Source organism: Halorubrum kocurii JCM 14978, from assembly GCF_000337355.1.
In the GTDB taxonomy this organism is placed as follows: domain Archaea; phylum Halobacteriota; class Halobacteria; order Halobacteriales; family Haloferacaceae; genus Halorubrum; species Halorubrum kocurii.
In genome coordinates this window covers 85,154-111,017 of the sequence record NZ_AOJH01000006.1, presented here as the reverse complement: position 1 = coordinate 111,017, position 25,864 = coordinate 85,154, and the positions used below count along the sequence as shown (strand labels likewise).

Sequence of the window (25,864 nt, the reverse complement as noted above, 5' to 3'; positions counted from 1 at the left end):
CGGCGCGTAACATAAATTCAGGGGGTGAAACGCCCTTGCTCGTCAGCAATCTCGCGAGGAGGGCGGCTGAACAGCTATCGGCGGTGGTATCTATACGGCAGCCCGCTACCGGTCGGTCCATCCGTCGTTAGATCCGCTAGCGATCCGCCATCAGTCGGTCGGCTGATTGCCCTGAGTACTTCCCAACCAGCCGACGGTTGTTGCTCCGCTCAACCGATAATAATGAATTTACGACGCTAAAATATTGGAATACGTCCGATTATAAGCTGGTTTCCAGTCTACTACATTAATTCAGTTATCATTAATCACATAGTTGGCCAGTTGAGCAAGATTTATGTGTGTGGTCGGGATTTCGTGCTATATGGGAGACAATAACAAGAAAAGTGTCAACCCGGTAACGCGCCGTAGAATAGTTCAAGGCAGCACGCTCGCGCTGGCGGGGTTGGCAGGATGCGGCGGGGACAACGGCGACACCTCGGATGGCAGTGATGGCAGTGATGGCAGCGACGGTGACGACGGCGGCGACGGCGACGACGGGTCCACTTCGGAACCGGATTTCCCTGACCAGATGACGCTTCTCCACTTCGAGACAAACCAAGACCGGCGGGACGCGATCACCGAGATCGCTGAACCGTGGGAGGAGGAGACGGGCGTCGAGTTGAACCAGCGTGCCATCGCGGAAGCAGACCTGCCAACCGAGATCGGCAGCTCTGCCGCCGCCGGGACGCTTCCGGGAACCGCGGAACTGTCGAACCGGGCGCTGTTCAGTGGTCGAGGTGTCGTCTCGAGGGAAGACCCGACGCAAGTGGTCCAGAGTATCGGGGAGGACGCCTTCTACGACCGGGCGCTCCAGTTCGTCAACGATGGTCAGGGCAACTACCTCGGCGTGCCGCTGTACGTCTGGACGCAGACGATCCCGTACAGCGAGGACTACCGACAGGAGAACGATCTGCCGGTCCCCAACACCTGGGAGGGGTTCGAGACGTTCGCGGAGGCGGCTAACGACCCCGACAACAACCAGTACGGCTGCCTGCTGGCATCCGACCAGAGCCAGTTCACCACGCAGACGTTCCAGATGTTCGCGCTCTCGAACGACGCGCACGTCTTCGACACGGACGGCAACATCGTTTTCGACGACGACGCGATGGTCGAGGCCTTGGAGTTCTACGGGCGGATGTGCCGGGACTACAACCCGCCGGGCGATATGGGGGCGGGGGACGTCGGCCCTATCTGGAACGACCGGCAGGTGTACCTCTACAGCAGTAACATCATCAGTATCTACTTCGAAACCGCGTTCCAAGCTGAGACGACTGAGGACCTAGACTACTACGACTTCGCCGCGCTGCTTGACGGTCCGGAGAAGGAGACGACCTTCGGCGAAGTGGTCTCCACGACGACTTTCAACGTGGATGCCGGGACACGCCGGGCCTCGCGGTCGTTCCAAGAGCACTTCCAAAGCACCGAAGGCGGGGTCGAGAGTCCGTACATTTCGTTCCTGCACCTCCAGCCCGCGTTGTTCAACCCACCGCGGCCGGATATCATGGAGAGCGATGCGTTCCGTGACCAAGAGATCATCCAGCGGTTCCGCGACGAGTGGATCGACGAGGTCATTCCCAACGCGATCGAGAACATGGAACGGTTCGGTCGCCGAGGCGAAGAGGTGTTCCCCGAGATCGGAGATATCACCGGCAACTTCCTCATCACCGACGCCGTCCGGTCTGTCATCGACGGTGATGACCCAGAAACGGTCGCGAGCGAGACAGCTGACGAGATGCGCGATCTGATCGAATGATCTGGCCTGATTGCAAAAATAAATAACTAAAACTAAGACAACACAACAAATGTCAACATCCTTCCGAGATTGGATCGCTGGGCGGTCGGTGTTCGACCGAGACATGACCATCAAGCAGAAAGAGATGCTGCTGGGGTACGTCCTCATTCTGCCCTCTGTGCTACTCGTTGGGGCGTCGCTGGTGTATCCGGTGGCGTACAACATCTATCTCAGTTTCACTGAAATTCCCGTCGACCCAACTCAGTCCCCCGAGTGGGTCGGCCTGGCCAACTACCAGGCGTTAGTGTCCGATCCGGAGTTCTGGGAGGCCGTCCAAAACACGCTCATCTTCACCTTTTTCAGCGACGTGGGTGCGACGGCTCTCGGACTGGGCGTAGCCCTGCTCTTCCGAAACAAGTTCCGCGGTGACGGGATCATGCGTGGGCTCGTCCTGCTGCCGTACATCGCCCCGCTGATCGCCATCGCGTTCACGTGGAGATGGCTGTTGCAGCCGACCTATGGAATCGTTCCTCACCTGCTGCAGGACGTGCTCGAACTGTACCCGTCGGGCACGAATATCCGCGAGACGCTGGGAATGGTGATCCTATTCGACACTTGGCGGTACTTTCCGTTCGCCTTTCTGCTGATCCTGGCACGGGTTCGCTCGATCCCCAACGAGCTCTACGAGGCGGCAAAAATAGATGGAGCCGGGCGAGTGGCTCGATTCAAAGATATCACGCTCCCGGAACTAAAATTCGTGCTCGCAGCGGTGTTTCTGCTGCGATGGATCTGGAACTTCAACGTGTTCTCCGACGTGTGGCTGTTCGTCGGCAACAACGTTCCAATCCTCGGCACGTTCGTCTATGTGCGGGGGTTCAACACGATCCCACCGAACCAGGGATACGCAGCAGCCGTGGCAAACTTGATGGTCATTGGGCTGTTTGTCATGGTCATCGGCTACGTCAAATACTTCTTGGACTGGTAACATGTTCACGAAAATCATCACAAAGACGTCGCAGGCGGTCAGTAGCATGAGCCGACGGCTGCGGCGCCAATCGATAGAGGCACCGTTGTGGGAACGAGTCGGGTTCTTCCTCACGCTCGGTCTCGTCGGGTTCGTGTCGGTGTTTCCGTTCTACTGGATGGGCGTCACGAGCTTCGTCGACGAGGCGTGGCTGTACCAGCGGACGCCTCAGCTAGTTCCCGCCGTGTCAGACCTGTCGCTCACCAACTATCAAACGCTATTCGGTGCTGAAACGGTCCCGTTCGTGCAGTACTTCTTGAATAGTCTGTTCATTGGTACAGTGTCGGCGGCACTCGGGCTCGCCTTCGCGATTTTCGGCGCGTACAGCTTCGCGCGTCTGGAGTACCCCGGCCGGTGGATCTTCTCCCGGGGGGTTCTCGTCAACTACATGTTTGCAGGAATCCTGCTCGTTATCCCGATTTTCCAAATTCTCGTCACGCTCGGGTTGGTCAACAACCGACTGGGCATCATCGTGACCCACTTCATCTTCGTGATCCCCCTGGGGCTGTATCTGCTGGGTAACTACTTCCGGTCGATCCCGAAAGAGATCGAGGAAGCGGGGTTGATGGACGGCTACTCTCGAATCGAAGTGATCGCGCGGATCACCATCCCGATGAGCAAACCCGCGATCGTCGCCACGTACATGTACGCGTTCCTCCTGTCTTGGAACGAGTACCTGTACGCGAGCGTCATCCTGCGTGACCAGGGGCTCTACACGCTCCCGATTGGCATCGAACAGCTCCAGTACGCCTTCGAGAACGTCTGGGGGGACGTCATGGCGGCATCGGTCGTGACGACGATCCCGGTGTTGATTATTTTCCTGTACCTCCAGAAGTACCTCGTCGAGGGACTCAGCTTCGGCAACATGGACTAACATGTCACAGATAGACACCCACACGGACGACGGTGAGTCGGGAATCGACGGCTCGACAGGCTACCGAATCACACTCGAATCGGTGACGAAACACTTCGAGGACACTGTCGCGGTCGACGGCATCTCGCTTGAGGTTCAGCCAGGCGAGTTGCTCGTCCTCCTCGGTCCCTCCGGATGTGGGAAAACGACTACCCTGCGGATGATCGCAGGCCTAGAGACGGTTACGGGGGGTCAGATCCGTATCGGTTCTGAGGACGTTACAGAGACCCTGCCCCAGAACCGGGACGTGTCGATGGTGTTCCAGAGCTACGCGCTGTATCCACACAAGACGGTCCGCGGTAACCTCGCATTTCCGCTCGGGAAGACAGACTTGGAGGGCGACGCCAAGCAGCAAAAGATCGAAGAGGTCGCCGAAATGCTCGAGATCACCGAACTCCTCGAAAAGGATCCCGACCAGCTATCGGGCGGCCAGCGACAGCGGGTAGCAGTCGGTCGGACAATCATCCGCGAACCGCGGGTCTTCCTTCTCGACGAGCCGCTCTCGAACCTCGACGCCAAGCTCCGCGTCCAGACCCGCGCCGAGTTGCACTCTCTTCAGCGTCATCTCGGCACTACCACGGTGTACGTCACCCACGATCAAGAAGAGGCCCTATCGATCGCCGACAGAGTCGTCATCATGAACAATGGGGAAATCGAACAGGTCGGCACTCCAAAAGAGGTCTACAAACAGCCGATCAACGAGTTCGTGGCAACGTTCCTCGGCGACCCCGCAATAAACCTCATCGACGTCACCGACGGCGGACTGTTCAACGGCGAGGTGCTGATGACCGAGATCGGGATTGACGCGCCCCCCGAGACGGCCCGTATCGGCGTTCGCCCGGAGGACGCGATCGTGAAGGGCGGCTCCACCGAAGGTCGATTCACGGATCCAGTGACGTTCGAGCTCGACGTGATCGAACCGCTGGGCCACACCTACGAGGCGACGCTCAAACGCAACGACCGGCTGTTTTCGATCCAGTCTCCAAACCTGACCGGTGCACCAGGTGACTCGGTCCAAGTGCAGTTCGACGTGGATCAGATCGTCGCGTTCGACAGCGCGGGGAGGCGGCTCTAATGACTCGCGTTACGCTCGAAGGCGTCTCGAAGGTGTACAACGACGCACAGGGGACCGAGCGAGCGGTCGACGACCTGAACATGACCATCGGCGATGGACAGTTCGCCGTCATCGTCGGCCCCTCCGGCTGCGGGAAGACGACGACCCTACGAATGATTGCGGGCCTCGAGACGGTCACGGAGGGGACGATCAATATCGGCGACCGAGAAGTGCAGGACTTGGCACCGGCCGAGCGTAACGTTGCCATGGTGTTCCAGAACTACGCTCTGTATCCCAGCATGACTGGCCGGGAGAACATGGCCTACGGGCTGAAACACGCCGGAGGCATGTCGAAGGACGAGCGCGACGAGCACGTCACCGAGATGGCCGAACTGCTTGAGATCACGGACATTCTCGATGACACGCCTGACGAGATGTCTGGCGGTCAGAAACAGCGGGTCGCGCTGGGTCGTGCGATCGTCCGCGAACCGGACGTGTTCCTCCTCGATGAACCCCTCTCGAACCTCGACGCCAAACTTCGGTCGGAAATGCGCCGCGAACTACAGCGCATCCACCGGGACCTCGACATCACTACAATATACGTCACTCACGATCAAAAGGAGGCGATGACGATGTCCGACCGGATCGCCATCCTGAATGACGGACGGCTGCAGCAAGCCGCAAGCCCGGAGGAGGCGTACACCCAGCCTGCGAACCGATTCGTCGGTGAGTTCCTCGGCAGTCCGTCGATGAACACCGTCGAACGCAGTGTCGACGGGGAGACTGTCAGCCTATTCGGTCAGGAACTGGGTACGATTGACTCGACGGGCGCCGACGGCAGGGTCCGGAATGTCGTGTTCGGCCTCCGACCCGAGGATATCGTCGTCGGCGAATCGAGGGACCTCTCGGCCACCGCGTCAGTGACTGAGGTAGAGTACCAAGGCGACGGTAACTTCTTGTTCCTGAGCGTCGAGAACACGGATATGACGGTGAGGGCGCCAGCGTCAGTCCGCCCCTCACCCGGGGATTTGGTTACGGCAGGCATCGACCGGGCCAATGTCTACTTGTTCGATGCGGACAGCGGCGAGGCGATCAGCCTGAAGAATCAGGCGGTTCAGTAGCCTTCAGACGACAGTGCCCCGTTCTCAGGGGCTGCTTTCGAGGTGTTCTCTGTCCGGTATTCCGCCAACTGTCTCCCTTTGGCCACGCCCGTTGTCGGCCATGTCTGTTCGTCCGCCGGTTCCGGGTAGGAGGCATCCCCGGACCGATCGCCGCCGGTCAGCCGAGGTCGAGCCCCGCGTCTCGGTACAGTCGTTCGATGGTCCGCATGTCCTCGAGGCCGTGTCGGCCGTCAGGGGCTACGTCTACGTCGGTGAGGACGCGGCTCGCGAAGTAGTCGAACTCCTCGATCATCTCGTTTTCTTCGCCCGGTTCGACGGTTAGAGTCCCTTCGTCGGTCTGGAGGGTGGCCTCGACTTCACCGAAGAAGGTCGGTTCGAGTCTGACGGTCCCCGCCGTCCCGGTGACGTGGAGGTGGCTCGTCACGTCGGATCGCTGGCTTGCCGTGTAGGCTCCCACCGTTCCGTCGTCGTAGCTGACAGTGAACGCGATCGATTCGTCCACGCCCTCGAACGCGTCGTGGCGGTTGCTCACCTGCGCGGTGACCTCGGTCGGGTCGGCATCTAGGAGGAATCGGCTGGTGTTCAGCGGGTACAACCCGAGGTCGGCCAGTGCGGCCCCGCCGGAGAGCTCCGGATCCAGACGCCATTGATTCGGGTCGGGCGAGATTGCCTCGAAGATGTCCTGGGACATGGCGCCCCTGACGTGGACCGGCATCCCGAGGGTCCCTTCACGGAGGAGGCTCCGCACCCAGCGGACGGTCGGGTTAAACTGGAGTCGATACGCTACCATCAGTGTTACACCCGCGGCCTCACACGTCTCGACCATCTCTCGAGCGCGGTCGGCCGTGGCCTCCATCGGCTTTTCACAGAGGACGTGCTTCCCGTTGGCTGCGGCGTGTTCGGCGTAGGGCAGGTGCAGGGCGTTCGGCGTCGCGATGTACACCGCGTCGTAGCTGTCGTCAGCCGTGCCGTCGAGGAACCCCTCGTACGTGACGGCCGACCCGACGCCGTGTTCCTCGGCGATTCGGTCGGCTTTCTCCGCGTCCCCACTGACAAGACAGGTCGCCTCGTTGTACGTCGACCGCTCCAAGGCAGGAATGATCCACTCGCGCGTGAATGACCCGAGTCCGACGAGTGCGAACCGAACACTGCCCTCGGGTTCGGTCTTCAGCCAGTCTCGACGACGAAAGCGTTCGAGCGACGGAACGGTCTCCATACGGACCTGACGGACGAATCGACCAAAACAGTTACGCGTCCCTCGCGGCACGGATATCGGTGAACCACCCCCGTCTCACAGTGACGGCGAGAGGTGTTCGATCCGGTTGACGATGTCGAGCCACACCTCGTCTTCGACGACCACTTCGGTGATGCTGCCATTGGCAATCTTGTAGTCCAGAAGCGCGCGGTCGATGGTAATGTCCTCTACCGCGGCGATAATAGTCCTGATAGCCCCGCTGTGGGTGACCAAGAGGACCGTCTCGTCGGTGGTCCGCAGCTCCGACCATCCGTCCAAGATGCGATCTCTAAACTGGATGTAGCTCTCCCCGTCTTCTGGCACGTTCTGCTTCGCCCCTTCTAGCCCGTCGATGACTGCAAACTCGGGGTTCTCTTGGAAGAACGTGTCTCCCCGGTCTCCTTCGTAGATGCCGAAGTCTCGCTCGCGCCACCGCGTGTCGTACTCGACGTTGAGGTCATCGAACGTGGGGGCTGAAACGACGGTTTCGGCCGTCTCCGCGGCTCGCGACAGGTCAGAGGCGACTATGCGGTTGAGATCCGGATACTGCTCCGCGAGAAACTGCGACGCTGCCCTAGACTGGCTCCGACCACGGTCGTTGAGTGAGATGTCTCGCCACCCCTGGATCCGGTCGACTCGGTTCCATTCGGTCTCCCCGTGTCGGAGTAGTAGTATCTTGCCCATCGGAATAATTAATTCACCCCTGGTATATATATCGTGTGCTGCCTGTTCGGTGTTAGCCCGCCGAATCGAGGTGTTCCCGCCGGACGATTCACTTCGCCGGTGGTCAGTGGTCGCCGATTCGTACCGTCGATCGCCGCCGAAGACGACAACGACCCGGATCAGTCCTCGTCGGCCTCCGCCAAGATGTCGTGCAGTCGATCGAGGTGGAACGCGACCGCCTTCTCGCCGGTCCATTCCGGGTATCGCGGTCGGGTGACGACCCCGTGTGAGTCGACTGCCGATCGGAGGACTGCCACGAGGGAGAAGACCGTCGGTACCGTTGGGTACGGACGGACCGACTCGTACCCGTCGCGGAACGCCGACCGGACCGGCGCGGTGTCTTCGACGTACCAGTCCGCGATAAGGTGTTGCGCTTTTGCGACGGCAAGCCCCGGTGGGGCCGCGAGCGGGTCGCCCCAGTCCAGGACTGCGGACAGTTCGCCGTCCATGGCAAGCGCGTTCCCCGGACGGAGGTCCCACGGAAAGAGACGCGGGTCCCAGTCGCTGTCGTATCCCCACGACAGAACCGCGTCTTCGAGCCGACCACGAACCGGGTCGAACGGGTCGGGCAACGCTTCGATTCCCTCCCTCGCGTATCGGCGAAACCAGCCCTCGAAGTCATCAGACTCAGCGGCGTGGAACTGCAGGCCGTCCGGTCCCATCGAACTGTTGACTTGACCCACTCCCTCAAAGCTGAACGCGTCGTGAATCTCGGCGAGGTAGTGGCCGAACTGCCGAGCGATCCGCTGCTGCGGTTCACGGTCGAGACCGGCGAACCGGCTGTGCAGGTTCTTCCCCGGAGCCAGCTCGCTGACGATGTAGCTGCTCGCTCCATGGGACCCGATTTCGACAACCCGCGGGACTGGAACGGCCGTTCGGGTGCGGATTGCGCGCGCCAATTCGCCCTCGGTCCGCAGTGACGAGTCGGTGGAGTACTGTAACACCACAGGATCCTCCTCCTCGAACCACACGGCGACCGTCCGCTTAGAGTTCCCGGCGGTCGAGGCGGATGCCGACTCGACGGCACGATCGGGGAAAACCGACGCAATCAGGCTCCTACTCTCAGGCATTACCTATCCTAAGAATCAGTTCGTTATGACTCCTTTGCCTGTCAAAGTCGGCGTGGTCCGGAGTGATCTGTCCGTGCGAATCAGTCGTGGCCGCAGTGGTTGGTCAATGTGCCGATGCCCTCGATTCCGACCTCGACGGTGTCACTGTCCTGCAAATAAATTGGCGGCTCCCGGAACGCACCCACGCCCGGTGGCGTCCCAGTGAGGATCACGTCCCCCGGCTCGAGCGTGAACGCGTCGCTACAGAACGAAACGAGGGTGTCAATGTCGAAGATGAGGTTCGATGTCGACGAGTCTTGGAGTCGCTCGCCGTTTACTTCCGTCCAGATCGAGCAGGCCTCGGGGTCGTCGAGTTCGTCTTCGGTGACGATGGAGGGGCCGAGCGGACAGAACCCGTCGAGGCTTTTACCACGGACCCACTGGTCGTCGGCGAACTGTAGATCCCTCGCGGAGACGTCGTTCGCGACGGTGTAGCCCGCGAGGTGATCCGTCGCCTCCTCCGGGGCCACTCTGCGCGTGCGGTCGCCCACGACGAGGGCGAGCTCTGCCTCGTAATCGACCTCCGCTGTTAACTCCGGGTCCCACGCAATCTCCGAGTCCGGGCCGGTGATGGCGTTCGTGAACTTCGAGAACAGGATCGGGTTCTCCGGGCGCTCCTGCCCGCCCTCCTCGACGTGTTCAATGTAGTTGAGACCCACACAGATGATTTTTCCAGGGGACTCGATGGGTGCCAGCAGCTCAACGGTTTCCGCGTCGCGTTCGCCTGCCCCGGTTTCCGCCGCGTGGGTCACGAGCAGATCGAGCTTCTCGCGCCACCGTGGCTCGGCCAGCAGTTCCGGCATGGTTTCCGAGAGCCCGACATCGAGTTCATCGCCGATCGTTTCGAGGTCGACCACCACGCCGCTATCGGGCTTGTGGACGCCGAGACTCGCAGTGGCACCGTCCGTCGCGAACCTTATCAGCCGCATACTGATAGCTCACGAGCGCCCGGGTCATATAACCGGATCACCCTGGCATGGATCGCCGGGAGATAGCCGTCTGGGAGGCGGAGGCCGCACCCGAGCACTGCGTTCACCCGTTCGCCAGAGTTCGAGCACACACCCGGGGAATGATATATTAGGGTTGGATGTGGAGGGTGTTAGTATGCCGCGTGCAACGGTCGCAGAAGCGACGGTGTTAGCAGAGCGTGACGACGGGGTGGTTCTGGACTGCGAGGTCGAGTACGACGGCGGTGAAGTCGGAAACTTTTCGCTCCCGAAAACTGGCTATCCGGTCGAAATCCGGTTTTACAACGACAGCGTGTTCCGCTTCGAGTTCTACGCGACACCTGAAGTGCGGGACGGGACCGAGACGCTGCCGCTCAACGAGAGCGTCTGGGACGGTCCCAACCAACTCGACATCCAGCAAAACGACGGAACCCTCGTGATCGAGACCACCGATTTGTGTGTCACAGTTGAGCTGACGGAGTGGTCCTTTCGGGTCGAGACCGTGGACGGCCGGTGGTTACTATCAGAACAGCGGGACGACGCCGTCGCCAAGGGCGGTGCTCGATCACGGCCACTCGGATTCACCGCGGAAGAGACGAACCGATGGCCGCTTCGGACCACGGAGACCGGTGCCGCGTTTAAACTCCAGGGAGACGAGCGCATCTTCGGGCTCGGCGAGAAGTTCACCGAATTCGAAAAGCGCGGCCAACACGTCGAGTCTTGGGTCACGCAACCGCACGGCACCGACACGACTCATTCCTACAAGAACGTCCCGTTCTTCCTCTCGTCGAAGGGGTACGGATTCCTCGCGGACACCTACCGGAAGGTGGATTTCGACATCGGGAGCGAGTCGACGGTGTCGAACGAGGTTGCCGTTCACGACGATAACTTCCAGTTTGTCTTCTTTTACGGTCCCTCATTTAAAGACATCATTGAGAACTACACGGCGTTGAGCGGACGGCCCGGTTCGATTCCGAAGTGGAGCCTCGGGATCTGGATGTCACGGCTGGCATACCAGAATCGAGAGGAGTTAGAGTCGGTCGCAACCCGGCTCCGATCGGAGGAGATCCCCAGCGACGTGTTGCATCTGGATCCGCCGTGGCTCAAGGACGACCAGTTGTGTGACCTCTTGTGGGACCGCGAGGATTTCCCCGACCCCGAGGGAATGATCGAACAGCTACACGACGAAGGATTCAAACTCTCCCTGTGGGAGAATCCGTATCTGTCGACATCGACGGAGGCATTCGATGAGGCCAGGGAGAACGGCTATCTGGTGTCCGACCCAGGGGGGAAGCCGTACATGTTGTCGCGGCTGAACTGGTCACCCACCCGCAGTAGTATCGTCGACTTCTCGAACCCCGAGGCCGTCGAGTGGTGGAAGGACCGTCACGCACACCTCTTGGACATGGGTGTTGACGCCTTCAAAACGGACTTCGGCGAATATCTGCCCGAAGACGCTATCTGTCACGATATGACGAGCGGTAAAGTCAGTCGGAATCGGCAGGCACACCGCTATACGGAGACCGTCTACGAGGCGATGGCCGAAGCCAGACCCGACCGTCGACCGATTCTATGGGCACGTCCAGGGTGGGCCGGTGGCCAGCAGTATCCCATCCACTGGGGCGGCGACCCCAACACCACCTTTGAGGCGATGGCGGCGTCCCTCCGCGGTGGGTTGAGTCTCATCCTCTCGGGCTACGCATTCTGGGGCGCGGACATCGGCGGGTTCCACGGTGAACCATCGACCGAACTGTACGTCAGGTGGGCGCAGTTCGGCTTACTCGGTAACAGCCACGCCCGGTTCCACGGGACGACCCCGAGAGAACCGTGGGAGTTCGGCGACCGTGCGCTCGACATCGTCCGTGACTACGCGCGGGAGCGGTACCGACTGTTACCGTACCTCTTCTCGTACGCTGAGCGCGCTCCCGAGACGGGCCTCCCCGTGATGCGGCCGCTCGTACTCGAATTCCAGAACGACCGTGGCGTCCAGGGCATTGGCGACCAGTTCATGATCGGTGAGAACCTCCTGCTCGCGCCGGTGTTGACACGTGACGGGTACGTCGACATCTACCTCCCGGACGGGACCTGGGTCGACTACTGGACGGGTAAGCGGTACGAGGGCGGACAGACCATCTCTCGGGAAGTCGACCTCGACGACATGCCGGTGTTTCTCCGGGCCGGCACCATCACGCCGACGATGGAACCGACTGAGTCGGTGCCGGACGCCGCCTTCGAAGCCGTGACGCTTCAGATCCCACTCGACCGCGGCCGGAACGACGCAGCCTTCGAGTACGCCGATGGTGATGTTGCCGGGACAATACGGCTCGAAGCGAACGAGACACACGAATCACTCGCGTTCAGATTCGAACCAGCAGCTGACGGGTCACTCTCGGAAACCCGGTTCAGCGCTACCGTCGAGGGGGTCGAACGGATTCCGGCGACCGTGACGATCGAGACCGAGGAGACGAGCGCCCCCGAGACACTCGAAAGGGTTGACCGGAACCCAGACGCGGGTGAGTGGGCCGTGACCGAGGACGAAACACTCGCCGTCGAGTTCTAAAAGAACAGTTCGCTGTCCTCGGTGAGGTACTCCGCTGCGACATCGCGGTCGATTTCGATGCCGAGACCCGGTCCCTCCGGGAGGTCGACGGTTCCGTCCTCGATGACCGGGCCGGACTCACCGGTTCGAGTGATGAGGTCGTCCCACCACGGGACGTCCCGGGCGTGGTACTCCAAGGCGATCACGTTCGGTATCGCGGCCATCGCGTGGACACCGCCCATCGTGCCGACCGGACTCGCGATGTTGTGCGGCGCAAGCGGGACGCCGTACATATCGCAGATCGTCGCAATCTTTCGAAGCTCCCACAGGCCGCCACACCGGTTGACGTCCGGTGCCGCGATGTCGAGCGCGTCCTGGGTCACGAGATCGTTGAACCCGTCGACGGTGACCACGTTCTCGCCGGTCAGTATCGGCGTCGTTGACTGCTCAGTGACCCGACGGTGGGCTTCGATGCGCTTGGGGGGGACTGGATCCTCGACCCACGCAAGGTCGTATGGTTCGAGTTTGTCGACGAGACGCATCGCTGTCTCGGCTGTGAAGTTCCAGTGAAGATCGACACCCAAATCGATATCGTATCCGATCTCGTCCCGCACCGCTTCGATCAGTGAGACCTTGTGTTCGATGGCCTCGTTGTCGAGGCGACGGGAAGCGGTATCCGCCGAACGGTGCGTCGGCACGTCGAGGTCGAACTTCAGGATATCAAACCCCTCGTCGACCACGCCGCGGGCCGCCTCGGCGTACGACTCCGGAGTGTAGACATCACGGGGGTCTCGCTTCTGGGCCTCTCCCAGCGACTCACCGCCGTGGGTGTCACAGTACACCCTGACTTCGTCGCGGTACTTCCCACCAAGAAGTTCGTACACGGGGAGGTCGGCAACCTTTCCTTTGAGATCGAGGAGGGCCGTCTGGACGGCGCTGAATGCCGCCTGCCCCATCGTCCCCGTCGCCGTGCGGTTCTGTTCTAAGTGTTCGCTCAGCCTATCGACGTCAAGTGGATTCTCGCCGACGAGGAGGTGCGCGTCACGCTCAACGATATCCAACGCCTCCTGACCGACGAACACCTCACCGATGCCGTAGTGGTCGGTGTCTGTCTCGATTTTTATAAGCCCCCAAGTGAAATTCCCTTGGAGAGCCATCGTCTCGATAGCAGTGATCTCCAGTTCACGCTCTGTCGGGCGATTGGCCTCGTCCATCGTCAGGTCCCGCCAAGGAACTCCCCCGCCTGGCGGGATCACGTACTCTTCGTCGGTCATTTAACTGATTAGTGCTGGGAAACCATTTGAAACTTTCCCGTTTCCTTGGCTTGCAGGGTGACGAGAGAGTGGTAGTGAATACAGCGGGCAAACCGCAGCTGCGAACTGTGGTGAACCGCGGGAACCGAAGCGTCTACCGGGATGTCCGTTTCGTGGCAAATTGCCGTTCCGAGTCGCAGACCGGTCTCTTAAGCAGGGGCCTCCGTGGAGTCGTTTCGTCTAGCCGAGTGATCCGCCAGCCGTCGCCACGACACCGGACCGGTTGAAGGACGACCCTGACGGTGTCGCCGGGACCCAGTTGTTTTAATCGTTCGCGGACCGCCTCAGCAGCGTCGATAACTTGATACGTCCGCCCGTTGACACCGCACAGCGTCACGGCCATATCGCGGTTCGGTTCCGCTACGACTCGACAGCGCCGCCGAACATTCTCAGTTGCTCCCATCGACTCGGGACACTCACGGTACGAGCATAAAACGAACTATGAGCCCGGTATACGGCGATAGAGCGCTATTGACCGGTATCGAGACGGTTGGTCCAGAACGAACACACTCTTTCGGTTCTCTCCGAGAGAAGCTTAACCCCCTAAAACTCCCTAAACGAGCATAACGAGCATAACGAACAAAATGAATAGAACGAAGTAAACGAAAATATTGAACGCGTTCTGGAAAACGAACTGGTTGAGCCTGAACTGGGTGCCTTCTATTCGATGAAAAGAATGAGAAACACGAATAAAACGAAAGAAACGAATTAAACGAACTGAATGAGTGGGTTGATGGAAACGAGTGTGTTCGGTTCAACGAGTGTAACGAGCAGTTGGTTTTAATATGGTCGTGTTCCTCCACCCGAGTGAAACTCCCTCACCGAACCTAACGAACCGAACGATCAAAACGAACGAAACGAATACAACGAGAGAAACGAAACAATGGCTGACACCAACACAGCACGAATCACGGTGGCGAATCAGAAGGGAGGCGCGGGGAAGACGACTGACGTCATTCATGCCGGCGGCGCACTCTCCGCCCGCGGCCACGACGTCCTCCTGGTCGATATCGACTACCACGGGGGACTCACCTGTTCGCTTGGCTACAACGATCTGTACTACGACACCGACCGCACGACGCTGTTCGACGTCCTCGACTTCGACCAGATGGAGTCGGTGAACGACATCGTCGTCGAACACGAGGAGTTCGACATCCTCCCCGCGAGCGAGAAGCTCGCGAACAACAAGAACATCCAGACGTTGCTCGAGGCGCCGAAGAGCCGAGAGCGACTGGAGATGGCTCTCGACGAACTCAATAAGGACTACGACTACGTCATCGTCGACACGCCGCCGTCTCTGAACGTCCTCACCGACAACGCCCTTGTCGCGACTGGCAACGTCGTCATCCCCGTCATTCCCGAGAAGCTCAACGCCAACAGCCTCCAGATTTTCGCGAAGCAGCTGAGCTCCCTCGAACCGGCATACGGCGACATCAATCGGCTCGCGATCGTTTGTAATCGGGTCGAACAGAACAGCGAACACCGAGAGACCATCGAGGAGATCAGATCGGCGTACTCTCTCCCGGTGTTCGAGATCCCGAAGCGGACCGATCTCTCCCAGTCGATTGGCGAAGGGGTGTCGGTCTTCGGGTTCGGGAAGGAGAACCAGCGCGTCGAGGATGCACGCGAACTGTTCAACGAGCTCGCCGATCTGTTCGACGAGACGTTCGAGAAGACCGCGCCCGAGAAGGTGGAAGCATGACCGACGGCTGGGGCGATGCGTCCGGCATCGAGGGTAACTACGAAGACGAGGACGATGAGGCCGATTCCGGCGAAACGAGTGAGGCGAGCGAATCGGTGAAAACCGGTTCATCGACCGAAACGACGTCATCGTCTTCAACGAGTGAAACGACCGAAACGAGTAAAACGAGCAAAACGAAGACGAACATCAAAGACGAGTGGAACGGGCGGACCATCTACATCCCCGATGCTGTCCTCTCCGAGATGGAGGATACTTACCTCGAGTCCCAGCTAAAGCTCCGGAAGGCGGGCCAGGACGAATTTAAAAAGAATCGCCACTTCTACCCACTACTTGTCCAGTTCGGTGTTGAGGCGCTCTCTGATGCGGATGCTGAGGAAATTCAGGCTCGCCTTTCAGAACTCGGCGAGGATTGACGTTCTCCCCGCCCCACACGCGGGCCTTCCCCTCGAATATCCGTAACGCTGCACACAATGACGCCGGAGGATGGACCCGCCCGCGTTGACGACGAGCGTGTCCAGCCCGAAGGGCAGTGAACACCGCGGCTGAGAGACCGGCCACGCCGCCGTCGACCACGGCCGCCGCCGCAGAGGTCGAACCGCTCCTCGGTGCTGGAAGACCGCCGAGACTTTCTCGAAGGCCTCGTACATGGTGTAGTGCCGGTAGGTGTGCCACCCGTCCGTCCGCCGGAAGGTTGTGTTCCCGATGAACGGTGCCACGTTCTCGGTCAGCTCCTCGACGTTGCTGTCGTCCAGTCCGAAGAAGGAGTTGTTGAGCGAGAAGTTGAGACTGGCCGTCACAATGCATACGGTTCTTGAACTGCTTCGTGGCTATGGACGAATCGTTTCCTTCGGCGCTTTCGTAGCTTTCACTTCTAACACTTTTTACAGAGAATACCGTATCTCTATTCAGCGATGTCGATCGACCGAGATACCTTTGAGAATACAAGTGAGGACGAGCTTGAAGAACTCTCCGTGCCTGAGCAAGTCCTCGGGTTTCTCGCTGCTAACGATGATCGCGCATTCAAGGCCCGCGAAATCGCCTCCCAGATCGCCGTCGACGAGGGCGCAGTTAGTACAGCGCTCTCCCGACTGAAGGATCGCGACCTCGTCGAACACAAAGCAACGTACTGGGCGATAACCGACGATGCTGAGCGGCTCGACGGATACAGTGGTTACGAACGCGCGACCACACTGTTCAACGAGCAACTCGGTACAGAAGACGAGGAGTCTTGGCGGGAACACGCGCCCAGCGAGCCGCACCCCAACGTCGAGGACGAACAGTGACGGACGGAGGCGCTCCGATTTTCGAGCGTGGAGACGTCGTCTACGGCGATGATCCGTTCAAAGGTGACGAGGACGCTCGACCCTGGCTCATTCTCTCGAACCACAAGGGACGGCCGTTTTACCTAAAATTCAGGCGCTAAGGCCCCGTCCTCAAGGAGCAACGCAGGGAGCGCAGCGACCGAGTAGCGCAGTAGGGCGGGGATACAGCGTCCCCAGAAATCGCAGATTTCTGGTGTGCGAACGAATCGCTCCGCGATTCGTCCACGCCGTCATCGTCTCACAGACACTCTACAACGACCGGCCCACAGGGGTCGCGTTAAGTTTGGCGTGAATTGTGGTAGACGGCGACGGCTTCGAGCCAATCTTGAGCTGTCTCGAGCGCGACATTGCTGAAACCATTCGCAAACGATGATGTTCGTCGTTCTATTTCCCAAAAGACACGTTCGATAGCATTCCGATTTCCGTGTTGAATGACTTGAAATCGATAGCCGTCTTCAGCGAGAACTGATCCGAGATAGTCTGCGTCATCGACGAGAAATTCAACGTTATTGAGCTGATAGCGCCGGTGTAGCTCGGTCAGAAACCATCGCGTCGTCTGTTTATTTGTGGTCGGATAGAGGCTCAGATGGAGGATCTCGTTCGTATACGGATCAACCGCGCCGTACAGCCAGAATTTCTGACCATGGAGGCGGATCATCTTTTCGTCAACCGCGAGTTGATCCTCTGAGACGGTCGAGATCGGCTGTAGATCGGCTTTATGAACCCAGTTATGAACAGCGACGTGACTCCGATCGATTCCAAACCTTTCGAGATGTTTACTTACCTCACGCAGTGACATACCGGCTAAGTGACAGCGGATCCCTATTTCAATCGCCCATCGTGGAGTTCGATCTCGCTCCACAAACGACAAGTTGATCCACGCAATACCTTCGCTGAGGCGTTCGATTTCGGCCATAAGCACTCTGAAGTCGAACGCCTCATCCTCTAACTTTACGCGACCCGGCTTGGGAGGACCGGTTTCTTGAGGGGTCACAGCCGTCTCTGACGACGTGTCCGAGGACTGGGTATCGGATCGCAGTGGTGTATGCCCGGGTTCGAGAACGACGATTCGATACGTCTCACCGGACTGGATGGCGTCGTGGCGTACCTCGCTCGCTGGAAGCTTGAGTGTGTAGCTTCCGTCGTCAGACCCAACAGTCGCACTGAATACCTAGCAAAGGTTGTCAGGGATTTCGACCATCACAAGAGAGGTCAACGTCCGACGCAAATAGTCGTTCCTCACGTCGTCAGTCGGGCGCGTAGGCATCAGCCACACAGTCACGAAGTTCCTCGGGTGTTGTCCACTTGTACGCACGATCCACGCGCTCCATCGAGAGGAGATAATGTGCGAACATCCCGTCGTAGGCCGCGTACTGTTCCTCCTCAGTCTCGTAAGTTCGATAAAACGCTCGCGTCCGATCCCGATAGTTCGGCTGATCGATGTAGCCTGCTTCCCACGCATGCCCGCCCTGGGAGTGTTCGTACACCCCCACGATATGATCCGCGTAGCTGACCAGCAGCTTGAATTTCGATGTGAAGAACTCCGAGACGTCCAGAATATCGTCCATCAGGAACGCGTCGACCCCGTCATCGGAGTTCGAGGCTGCGGCATCGCTCGCGAGTTGGTCGCGAACAGCTTTCAATCGTGGCCGCTCCTCCTCATCGTAGGAACCGAGAACGAAATAGGACGTGTTGTTGATGAACCGTCCGAGGTCCTCGTGCATCGCGGTTTGGATCGCCTCAACCCGTTCGGGTGTGAGCGTCTCGCCCGGCTGATCACCCAATTTGTCGATGACGGCACGGGTAGCGTCGTCGTTAGTCATACTTGGTAGGATTCACTACCGCCACCTAATGGTACGGAAATCCGACCGGAAGTGGAATACGCAAGCACTCTGACTACCACTTCGAATTTCACCAAAATGGTTATCCGACCGGGAGACAAACACCCATACACAATGTCCCGGCCTGACGCCACCCCGCTCACGCCAGCCGAGAACGCAGCCGGCCTCGATCCGATCGCAGCGTTGAGTGTCCTCGACGACACGACCCGCGCGAATATCATCGGGACGATTGTCGGTCACCCGAAAGGTGCGCCCTCGAAGAAAGAACTCGAATACTACAATCCGAGTATCGCAGCGTCGACGCTCACCGACCACCTCATACGACTGGAGGAGGTGGGACTAATCGAGGCCATCGAACGAGATCGTGAGGGGCTCGAACGGGGCCAGCCGTACCGGTTCTTTCAGCTCACCGACGCCGCCCGCGAGCTGTTCGACCGGAACAACCTCTTCGAGCCCGACGCATATCGAGAGCTATTCGCCGAAGTTGAGAAAACAGACGAAATCAAGGCCGCCGAAGACGTCGACCGTCCGAACAGACGGAACTGATACTCACCTCGGGGCGTACGTTTTGCCAGACGGAGAACTCGACATTCAAGAGATTCCGGAAGCGTAACCAGCGCAAAGCCGCCAAGGGGAGTTCAATCTCGATTTTTGGTTCAGGACGGGTGAATCGAATAGAAGGCACGCATCAACCCCAACCTCCGAGGTTGTGTAACTCCCGGGCCCCCAGTTCTATATAGCGACATATAGTTTACCCCTCTGCCCTATTGCCGAAAACGAGGCGTAGAACACCCGTGCTTCCACTCAACAGACGAATCTACCGACAATCGGATTGGGTGTGATTACTTGGATAATCACGACCACTTTGAAGTACCCCGACGCCGTCGGTGAAGCACGAATGCTGCAACCGCCTCACGACGGCGCTTCCCGTGGGGTAGAACCCCCAAGGACGGGGTTCGAGATTTCTCTGACTCTCCTCAGCCGAGGTCGAGGCGATGGCGAAATAATATATTCGATATAGAACTAATGACCTCAACCTATATTAAGACAAAGTGCGAACGGTGTTGTATGTCCGAAGACGAATCGAACTCCGAGGGCCTGATGGAACGCCAGACCACGGGTGAGGACCGCGTGAGGATGACCGTCCGGCAGTTGTCGGAGCCGCGAACAGCCAACTGGATCGCCTCGGAAGCGGGCTGGTCACACGAGCCGACCAAACGCGTCCTCGATCGGCTCGTCGACGATGGCATCCTCCACCGTGACGAAAGCGGGACTCACACCACATATTATCCTGATTACCGTCGCCAAGCGATGCAGGAGGCTATGCGGCTTCGAGACAGCGGGCACACTGTCGAGGATCTCACTGACCGTCTCGGCGATATGAAGGCGCAGATTCGCGACTGGGAGAATGAATTCGAGGTCGAATCACCGAACCAGCTTCGCGGGACGCTCGCTGACGAGTCTCTTGACGCTGAGGAGGAAGAACGTCGCCGTGAGATGGCCCGCGAGTGGGACCACCTTCAGCGGCGTATCCAGATCGTCGGCTTCGCCATCCGCGAATGGGACTTCCTGGCTCCGACGACAGAGTCTGCCGAGGCCAGCAGCTAACCGATGTCGGTCCCGCATCCAGGTGGTGACCCGAACGCAAACCTCTACGCCCAATTGAAGCGGGACGTCCTCGACTGTGTTCCCCAGATCACGGCTGTCGAGTACGTTCCTGACGATATCGAGGCCACCCAGCTGCGGGCGATTTTCGATCCGGCCCGCCTGGATCCCCCGAGAGGTCCTAATTCGCCGGAACTGACCGTCAAGTGGTATCGACAGGACCCACACGATTGGTTCCGTATCAATTACACCGACCCAAATACGGGATTTCATCCCGGCTGGCACCAGGATGAGGACCATCCCGATCTCGGACGGGCGCATTTCCAGTACTCAGTTGCCGATACGGAGGACCGCTGGGGGATTACATTCCAACACGAGACCCCTTCCCTGGTCCTCTGGGAAATCGTCGAAGAGCTCCTTGAGGACGTCCGTCCGACCTACCAGTACGCGAACGAGGGACCATGACACCCCGAGAACGCGCTGATCAGTCACTCACGAGTTCCTTCGAGCGCTACCTCCAGGACAAGGGGAAAGGCCGCGGGGGCGACGGCGGGAACTATCGACGGAACGCAGCCCGCGAGCTCGAGCGGTTCGCCGAGTGGGCCGCCGGCGACCGTGGTAGCGACAGCTGGACCGGGATCGTCCCCGAAGACGGTGACCGCGATCCCATCTTCGGAGACCTCGACGAACGCGTTTTCCGGGAGTACGCTCGGCATCTCAGTGGCGATCGGGGACTCAAACAAAACACTGTACAAACCTATTACCGCTATATCTCTGCGTGGTGCGGCTGGTGTGTCAACGAGGGGTATCTCGAGGCGCACTACGCGCAACGGGCCAGTGCGATGGCACCACTCCCCGATGACGACGGCCGCAAGCCCGGCGATCAGCAGGCTTGGACGTCAGAACAGCGCCACGCGCTCACCCGGTACGTTGACGGCCGAGCCCGCGACGCCGTCGAGACGTATACGACACTCCCGGAGGATACCGACCCGCTCGACAAACAGGGAGCGCGCTACGCGGCGCTGAAAGCGGCTCGTGACCGAGCGCTGGTGTTCGTCCTGGCGTACACGGCCGTTCGCGTCGGTGAACTCCTCCGCGATCCGAACGACCCCCGCCGGCGCGGGGTCCGTTGGGAGGACCTCTCGCTTGAGGACGGGAGTATGGACGTCTACCGGAAGAAACAGCAGTGGGACGCCGCTAGCGTTCCTGATCCGGTGATCTCGCCGCTACGCAGCTACCGTCAGCTGATGGACCCGCCGACAGAGCGATGGTCGGTGTTCCCGACGTTCGACCAACGGACGCTCGCAGAGCTCGTCGAGGAAGAGCTATCGGAGCGAGGAGACCGCCCAGAAGCGATTACTGAACACCGTGAGGAGTACGCTCGCGACATACTGCTGGCGCTCGATGAGGATATTCGCCCGCCGTCGATTACGACGGCCGGCGCACGATCGATTCTTCAACGGCTCTCAGAGGCCGCCGCGATCGATATCGACCATCCGAAACACGACTATCTCGCACCCCACGGCGGTCGACGCGGGATGGGTGAGGTCCTCGTTCGGGCCTTTGGGTACACGGTCGCAGCTCGATATCTGGATAATTCCGAGGAGATGGTCCGAGAGCGGTACTCACACATCGAGGCCGGTGAGTTAGGGGATGTCGCTACAGAGGCCCTCAACGAGATCGATTCTGTCAGCTCTTGAGACCACGCTGAACGCGATGCTTTTTCTTCGATTGTCCCGTAAGCGTCTGGGCAAACCGGCCGAAATTGGATCGCTACTCGAGTTCTAGTTCACTCGCAGCCGTCTCAAGCAGTGAATTAACTGCGGTGTGAGCCCGTCACCAGTGACATTATTACTAAGTACCCGTCAGAAATTGTTTACTGACGAGTGTCTTGGTAAAAAGATTCATACAACAACAATCTTTATGTATGTCTGTGGCCATCGAAGTATATGACTGACCAACTTTTAAGACCTAGCGTAAGTGTTCGTAGTGTTATATTCGGGCCTTCTAACAACACTCTCATACTACAGCGTACATCAGACAAAGAATGGGAACTTCCGGGTGGTCGACTCAGTTCATACGAGGGTGTTTCAGAGGGATTACACCGCGAGATCCGTGAAGAAACCTCACTCTCAGTCGACATCGAGGACATTCTGCTCGCTAATTCGTGGGTTAACGACAGGAATAGCGATCGACTCGGGGTGTACTACATGTCGAGTACCCAGCAGACGGAGGTCAGATTGAGCGAAGAGCACACGAATTTTATGTGGGTCAACTCGTCCGAAGCAGCGTACAAACTCTCAGCGGCGCAGGCTAAGGCGGTCCAACTTTCGTGTGAAGGTGTGACGACGAAACCCGTATTGGACATCTAACTCGGCTAGTGATATAAATCTGTCACGTATTACCAACCACGCCGATACCCGTTATTGACAACCTCCAAATTTATTTATAAGTACATGCTAAATCAGTGATATGGAATTAGCAGACGCGAATGTGCTTGTTACGGGTGGTGCAGGACTTATTGGAAGTCACCTAGCGACCGAACTCGTGAAGAGCGGATCGTCTGTGCGGATCGTCGATGACCTCTCGAAAGGAGATCAAGCAAGGGTTCCGGCCGCTGCGGAGTTTGTCCAGGCGGATCTCACGGATCCTCGGGCAGTCACTGAAGTTTTGACCGAAAACGTTGATATCGTGTTTCACCTCGCTGCGTACACAGACACGAACTACGATGAAGACCGGAAGCTGTTCGAAGAGAACACTGCGATGACGTACAACGTTCTTGAACGCATGAATGAAGTTGGTGTCTCGAATATTGCGTTTACTTCATCATCAACGGTGTACGGTGAGGCGCCACGTCCAACGCCGGAGGACTACGCACCGCTGGAACCCATCTCGATTTACGGATCATCGAAACTGGCTGACGAAGCGATACTCTCGACGTACGCACATTCGTACGATTTCACCGTCTGGGTCTTTCGCTTTGCGAACATCGTCGGTCCCCACCAACGCGGGACGGTGATCCCGGATTTCATTCAAAAGCTTAGAGACGATCCGTCCGAACTCACAATATTGGGTAACGGCCGGCAAAAGAAATCGTATCTGCATGTTACAGAGTGTGTCGACGCGATTCAGCACATTATCGAGACGACAACTGCCGATCTTAACACGTACAATCTCGGAACCCGAACAACGACTTCTGTCACTGAGATCGCAGACATCGTCACCGAGGAGTTAGGCTTGGATCCAACGTACGCATACACGGGCGGCGACCGCGGATGGACGGGTGACGTCCCGAAGATGCGACTCTCGATTGAAAAGCTCTCAGGCCTCGGCTGGGAACCAGCGCTATCGAGCCATGCAGCAGTGCGCCGCGCGACTCGAGAACTCGTCTCAGAAATGTCCTAACGCATTTCGCTGGCCTGTCGGCGAGAACAGTGCGACCCGGTGCGTCCGGTTCGACTTTATCCAGCACTTCTGTGGACGGTGAGTATGAGACACCAGCTGGCGATTGGTTCCGACTGTGTTCCGAGGAGGTTCAATAGCGTGGTTCCGAGGATTGCACCGACTAGTAACAGAAATATCGGTTTGAACAGCTCGCTTGGCATACGGTATCGTTTCCTGTGTATTACTAGTAAATTCGGTTTTTAGAACCACATATACCTGCGATATAGGTGTAAAAGAGCTCAGTCGTCGAGTAACGGACTAATCATACGGACTCTTGTCTACACCTCGTTGAGATGGGGATCGCTGTTACGATCAATTGTTGGTATCGCACTGAGACCAAATCGCGGTTACTCTAAGCTAGTCAGGTGTCGAGGTTCGGTGTTGGGCCATCCATGCGTAAGTGGTCCGGGTAGAGGTCGTAATGAGCGCTAAACTATCCGATATCACAAAGAGAGAACCACATCCTCAGGTGTTATACTCGATGCGAACCGGTGCTCGACGGTCTCGGCGGATACGGAGCAGCTCCAGTCCGATTTTTCAGTAATGTTAACAATAACAAACACATATCGCGGTAAATGTGAAGCAGGTAACAGAGATGAGTTCATGAGAGAGTATACTACTGAGGAAATAGATGAACGACTCGAACTGTTAGACCGGTACGAGCGACGGTCTATCGCTCGTTTCCTGCGAGAGACCGAGACAGATCACACACCGGTTAGTGATGTGGTCCGTCACCTGCAAAACCAGGTTCAGACTCCAGACGAGCGAAGCAGGCTCACGGTGGCCCTGCGACATAACCATCTACCCAAACTCGATGCAATCGATGCGTTCGATTACGATTCCCGCTCCGAAACAGTCCAGTACAATGGTGATGAACTTCTTGAATCGCTCCTCGAGTCACTCCCCGAGGCGACGGTTCACCAGTCTGAAGAGTAGGCACACTCCTATGCTCTGTGTGATCGGTGAGTACCGTCGATTCACAGGGACCGCTGAAGCTGACGTTCGAGAATCATGTCAACATCAACCTGAGAGATTCCGGCCGGGTCACGGTGAATTGGTATCTGCGTCAGTCGAACGGTCGTTATTATCTGAGCGATGGTCTTCCTCGCTGTTCATGAGTTCGAGTTCAGAGGCACGGATCGTCTCGAGCAATCGGTCCGGACGGGGTTCTGGCTCGTGAATTCCGTGCTTAATCATGTACTTACGGACCGTTTGTGCTGTCACGTCCACGTCGAGTTCCTGTCGCATTTCTTCGAATGTCGCAGTTGCCTCATATACGGCCGCCAGCTGCTCGGGGTCCTGATATTCGGGGAGCTCCTCTTGGTTATCGCTTTCGGTCATCGGGCGGGCATCCGGCTCAGTCTCAGCTCGTTCAGGTCGGGGATCTGACGCTGACGGCGTCTCATTTGCTTCGCCATCGCCCTGACTCGCAGCACCGTCCGGCTCTGTGACCGGACGTGAATGCGCGGGTGTTTGGGCTGTGGGTTCGCGTTCATACTCCGAACGGCTCCCTGCCCCGGTCCGATCTTGAGAGGCTGACCGAGAGGTATCCGGACTGTTTAGATCGACGCTGTCGACCTCGACCGTCAGATCGAACTGCAGGTTGTTGTCAACGATCTCGGTGTGATCCGCCTGGACTCGAACCCGGTCAAGGCCGTGTACTCGCGGTACCGGTATCGAGAGCCGTACCTGTGCCTCGTAGGTCTCGCCGCTGGTGTGAATATGTACACCCTTGATCTCCGTCTGTGTCGCTTCGATAGCTGCAGTTAGCGAAGCAAGGGTCCCCAGTTGCTTTTCGGCGCCGTCGTCACTCATTTGAGTAGCAACTCTCGAGGCGCCATGAGAATATTTTGGTTATGATACAGAAACTGGAGAGTACGGCAGAAAGGCGAGTCTGCGTCAGCCGAGACCGGTAGGGCGGTTGCTCGGGGCGTTCCGTTTTGATACAGTGCGGAGGAAGGTAGTCGGGACTGCCCTCACCCAGGAGGTGACGCATCCGTTACTGAGACGCCTTCTTTTTTGACCGACAGTCTGAACAAAGGCTCCGAGCTGAGAGCCCCCGCCCTAATACCTTGCCGCACTTACAACGCGGAACCGTTGGCTGCTCTGCCATACTTCTAGCCTTTTTCTTGCTCGTATATAGTACTTTTGCCTGATTTAGCACCGCTACTGCAACTTCTACAGTGATTGGTCGATCGTTCA

General features: G+C 58.5%; 25 protein-coding genes. 16 read left to right on the top strand and 9 right to left on the bottom strand.

Annotation, left to right across the window (positions count from 1 at the left end; all coding sequences use genetic code 11):
• Positions 1-361: 361 nt before the first annotated feature.
• The 5 genes from C468_RS00850 (at position 362) to C468_RS00830 (ending at position 5,883) form a co-directional block, all read left to right on the top strand.
• Positions 362-1,792, top strand: coding sequence for an ABC transporter substrate-binding protein (locus C468_RS00850; protein ID WP_161609710.1), 1,431 nt, complete (start codon positions 362-364; stop codon positions 1,790-1,792).
• An 88-nt stretch (positions 1,793-1,880) separates the two neighbouring features.
• On the top strand, positions 1,881-2,756 hold the full coding sequence (locus C468_RS00845) for a carbohydrate ABC transporter permease (protein ID WP_241430956.1): 876 nt from the start codon (positions 1,881-1,883) through the stop codon (positions 2,754-2,756).
• Between the two features lie 46 nt (positions 2,757-2,802).
• The gene (locus C468_RS00840) at positions 2,803-3,669 is read left to right on the top strand and encodes a carbohydrate ABC transporter permease (RefSeq protein WP_161609709.1); all 867 of its coding nucleotides are present in this window, start codon (positions 2,803-2,805) and stop codon (positions 3,667-3,669) included.
• A 1-nt stretch (position 3,670) separates the two neighbouring features.
• The gene (locus tag C468_RS00835; protein ID WP_008846969.1) at positions 3,671-4,783 is read left to right on the top strand and encodes an ABC transporter ATP-binding protein; all 1,113 of its coding nucleotides are present in this window, start codon (positions 3,671-3,673) and stop codon (positions 4,781-4,783) included.
• On the top strand, positions 4,783-5,883 hold the full coding sequence (locus tag C468_RS00830) for an ABC transporter ATP-binding protein (protein ID WP_008846968.1): 1,101 nt from the start codon (positions 4,783-4,785) through the stop codon (positions 5,881-5,883). Before C468_RS00835 ends, C468_RS00830 begins: the two co-directional genes overlap by 1 nt.
• Positions 5,884-6,040: 157 nt before the next feature.
• Here C468_RS00830 and gfo6 read toward each other — a convergent pair whose 3' ends face one another.
• From gfo6 to C468_RS00810, 4 genes are all read right to left on the bottom strand, one after another.
• On the bottom strand, positions 6,041-7,099 hold the full coding sequence (gene gfo6, locus C468_RS00825) for a D-xylose 1-dehydrogenase Gfo6 (RefSeq protein WP_008846967.1): 1,059 nt from the start codon (positions 7,097-7,099) through the stop codon (positions 6,041-6,043).
• A gap of 75 nt (positions 7,100-7,174) precedes the next feature.
• Positions 7,175-7,801: a histidine phosphatase family protein gene (locus C468_RS00820; protein WP_008846966.1), complete on the bottom strand. Its 627-nt coding sequence runs from the start codon at positions 7,799-7,801 to the stop codon at positions 7,175-7,177.
• 158 nt (positions 7,802-7,959) lie between these two features.
• The gene (locus tag C468_RS00815; protein ID WP_008846965.1) at positions 7,960-8,910 is read right to left on the bottom strand and encodes a phosphotransferase family protein; all 951 of its coding nucleotides are present in this window, start codon (positions 8,908-8,910) and stop codon (positions 7,960-7,962) included.
• 80 nt (positions 8,911-8,990) lie between these two features.
• Positions 8,991-9,878 carry a fumarylacetoacetate hydrolase family protein gene (locus tag C468_RS00810; RefSeq protein WP_008846964.1) on the bottom strand — a complete coding sequence of 296 codons (888 nt, stop codon included), beginning with the start codon at positions 9,876-9,878 and terminating at the stop codon, positions 8,991-8,993.
• Between C468_RS00810 and C468_RS00805 the strand changes: the two genes are divergently transcribed.
• On the top strand, positions 9,844-12,456 hold the full coding sequence (locus C468_RS00805) for a TIM-barrel domain-containing protein (RefSeq protein ID WP_152422834.1): 2,613 nt from the start codon (positions 9,844-9,846) through the stop codon (positions 12,454-12,456). The two genes, C468_RS00810 and C468_RS00805, sit on opposite strands and share 35 nt — an antisense overlap.
• On the opposite strand, the gene C468_RS00800 is transcribed toward C468_RS00805, so the two are convergent.
• Positions 12,453-13,709, bottom strand: a complete 1,257-nt coding sequence (locus tag C468_RS00800; protein WP_008846962.1) for a mandelate racemase/muconate lactonizing enzyme family protein — start codon at positions 13,707-13,709, stop codon at positions 12,453-12,455. The genes C468_RS00805 and C468_RS00800 overlap by 4 nt on opposite strands.
• A gap of 922 nt (positions 13,710-14,631) precedes the next feature.
• Between C468_RS00800 and C468_RS00795 the strand changes: the two genes are divergently transcribed.
• Positions 14,632-15,450, top strand: a complete 819-nt coding sequence (locus tag C468_RS00795; protein WP_008846961.1) for a ParA family protein — start codon at positions 14,632-14,634, stop codon at positions 15,448-15,450.
• Complete coding sequence (locus C468_RS00790) at positions 15,447-15,863, top strand: hypothetical protein (RefSeq protein WP_008846960.1); 417 nt, start codon at positions 15,447-15,449, stop codon at positions 15,861-15,863. Before C468_RS00795 ends, C468_RS00790 begins: the two co-directional genes overlap by 4 nt.
• On the opposite strand, the gene C468_RS00785 is transcribed toward C468_RS00790, so the two are convergent.
• Positions 15,843-16,247 carry a hypothetical protein gene (locus tag C468_RS00785; RefSeq protein ID WP_008846959.1) on the bottom strand — a complete coding sequence of 135 codons (405 nt, stop codon included), beginning with the start codon at positions 16,245-16,247 and terminating at the stop codon, positions 15,843-15,845. The two genes, C468_RS00790 and C468_RS00785, sit on opposite strands and share 21 nt — an antisense overlap.
• Positions 16,248-16,361: 114 nt before the next feature.
• Between C468_RS00785 and C468_RS00780 the strand changes: the two genes are divergently transcribed.
• Positions 16,362-16,733 carry a MarR family transcriptional regulator gene (locus tag C468_RS00780; protein WP_008846958.1) on the top strand — a complete coding sequence of 124 codons (372 nt, stop codon included), beginning with the start codon at positions 16,362-16,364 and terminating at the stop codon, positions 16,731-16,733.
• Positions 16,734-17,049: 316 nt separating this feature from the next.
• Here the strand turns inward: C468_RS00780 and C468_RS17195 are convergent, their stop codons facing one another.
• Both C468_RS17195 and C468_RS00775 read right to left on the bottom strand, forming a co-directional pair.
• Entirely contained in the window at positions 17,050-17,688 is a 639-nt protein-coding gene (locus C468_RS17195) for an IS6 family transposase (protein WP_008846957.1), read from the bottom strand.
• A gap of 331 nt (positions 17,689-18,019) precedes the next feature.
• Positions 18,020-18,595: a hypothetical protein gene (locus C468_RS00775; protein WP_008846956.1), complete on the bottom strand. Its 576-nt coding sequence runs from the start codon at positions 18,593-18,595 to the stop codon at positions 18,020-18,022.
• Between the two features lie 96 nt (positions 18,596-18,691).
• Here C468_RS00775 and C468_RS00770 point away from each other — a divergent pair, with 96 nt between their 5' ends.
• The 7 genes from C468_RS00770 to C468_RS17860 all read left to right on the top strand — a co-directional run bounded on the left by C468_RS00770 (position 18,692) and on the right by C468_RS17860 (position 24,598).
• Positions 18,692-19,159 carry an ArsR family transcriptional regulator gene (locus C468_RS00770; protein ID WP_241430955.1) on the top strand — a complete coding sequence of 156 codons (468 nt, stop codon included), beginning with the start codon at positions 18,692-18,694 and terminating at the stop codon, positions 19,157-19,159.
• A 480-nt stretch (positions 19,160-19,639) separates the two neighbouring features.
• Positions 19,640-20,221 carry a DUF7342 family protein gene (locus C468_RS00765; protein WP_008846954.1) on the top strand — a complete coding sequence of 194 codons (582 nt, stop codon included), beginning with the start codon at positions 19,640-19,642 and terminating at the stop codon, positions 20,219-20,221.
• Positions 20,222-20,224: 3 nt separating this feature from the next.
• On the top strand, positions 20,225-20,683 hold the full coding sequence (locus tag C468_RS00760; protein ID WP_008846953.1) for a hypothetical protein: 459 nt from the start codon (positions 20,225-20,227) through the stop codon (positions 20,681-20,683).
• The gene (locus C468_RS00755; protein WP_008846952.1) at positions 20,680-21,918 is read left to right on the top strand and encodes a phage integrase SAM-like domain-containing protein; all 1,239 of its coding nucleotides are present in this window, start codon (positions 20,680-20,682) and stop codon (positions 21,916-21,918) included. Before C468_RS00760 ends, C468_RS00755 begins: the two co-directional genes overlap by 4 nt.
• A 249-nt stretch (positions 21,919-22,167) precedes the next feature.
• Complete coding sequence (locus tag C468_RS00750; protein WP_049911786.1) at positions 22,168-22,590, top strand: NUDIX domain-containing protein; 423 nt, start codon at positions 22,168-22,170, stop codon at positions 22,588-22,590.
• 100 nt (positions 22,591-22,690) lie between these two features.
• Positions 22,691-23,623: an NAD-dependent epimerase/dehydratase family protein gene (locus tag C468_RS00745; protein ID WP_008846951.1), complete on the top strand. Its 933-nt coding sequence runs from the start codon at positions 22,691-22,693 to the stop codon at positions 23,621-23,623.
• 582 nt (positions 23,624-24,205) lie between these two features.
• Complete coding sequence (locus C468_RS17860; RefSeq protein WP_152422832.1) at positions 24,206-24,598, top strand: DUF7344 domain-containing protein; 393 nt, start codon at positions 24,206-24,208, stop codon at positions 24,596-24,598.
• A 108-nt stretch (positions 24,599-24,706) separates the two neighbouring features.
• Here the strand turns inward: C468_RS17860 and C468_RS17855 are convergent, their stop codons facing one another.
• A complete protein-coding gene (locus tag C468_RS17855; RefSeq protein ID WP_152422831.1) occupies positions 24,707-25,477 on the bottom strand; it encodes a hypothetical protein in 771 nt (256 codons plus the stop codon).
• Positions 25,478-25,864: the final 387 nt, after the last annotated feature.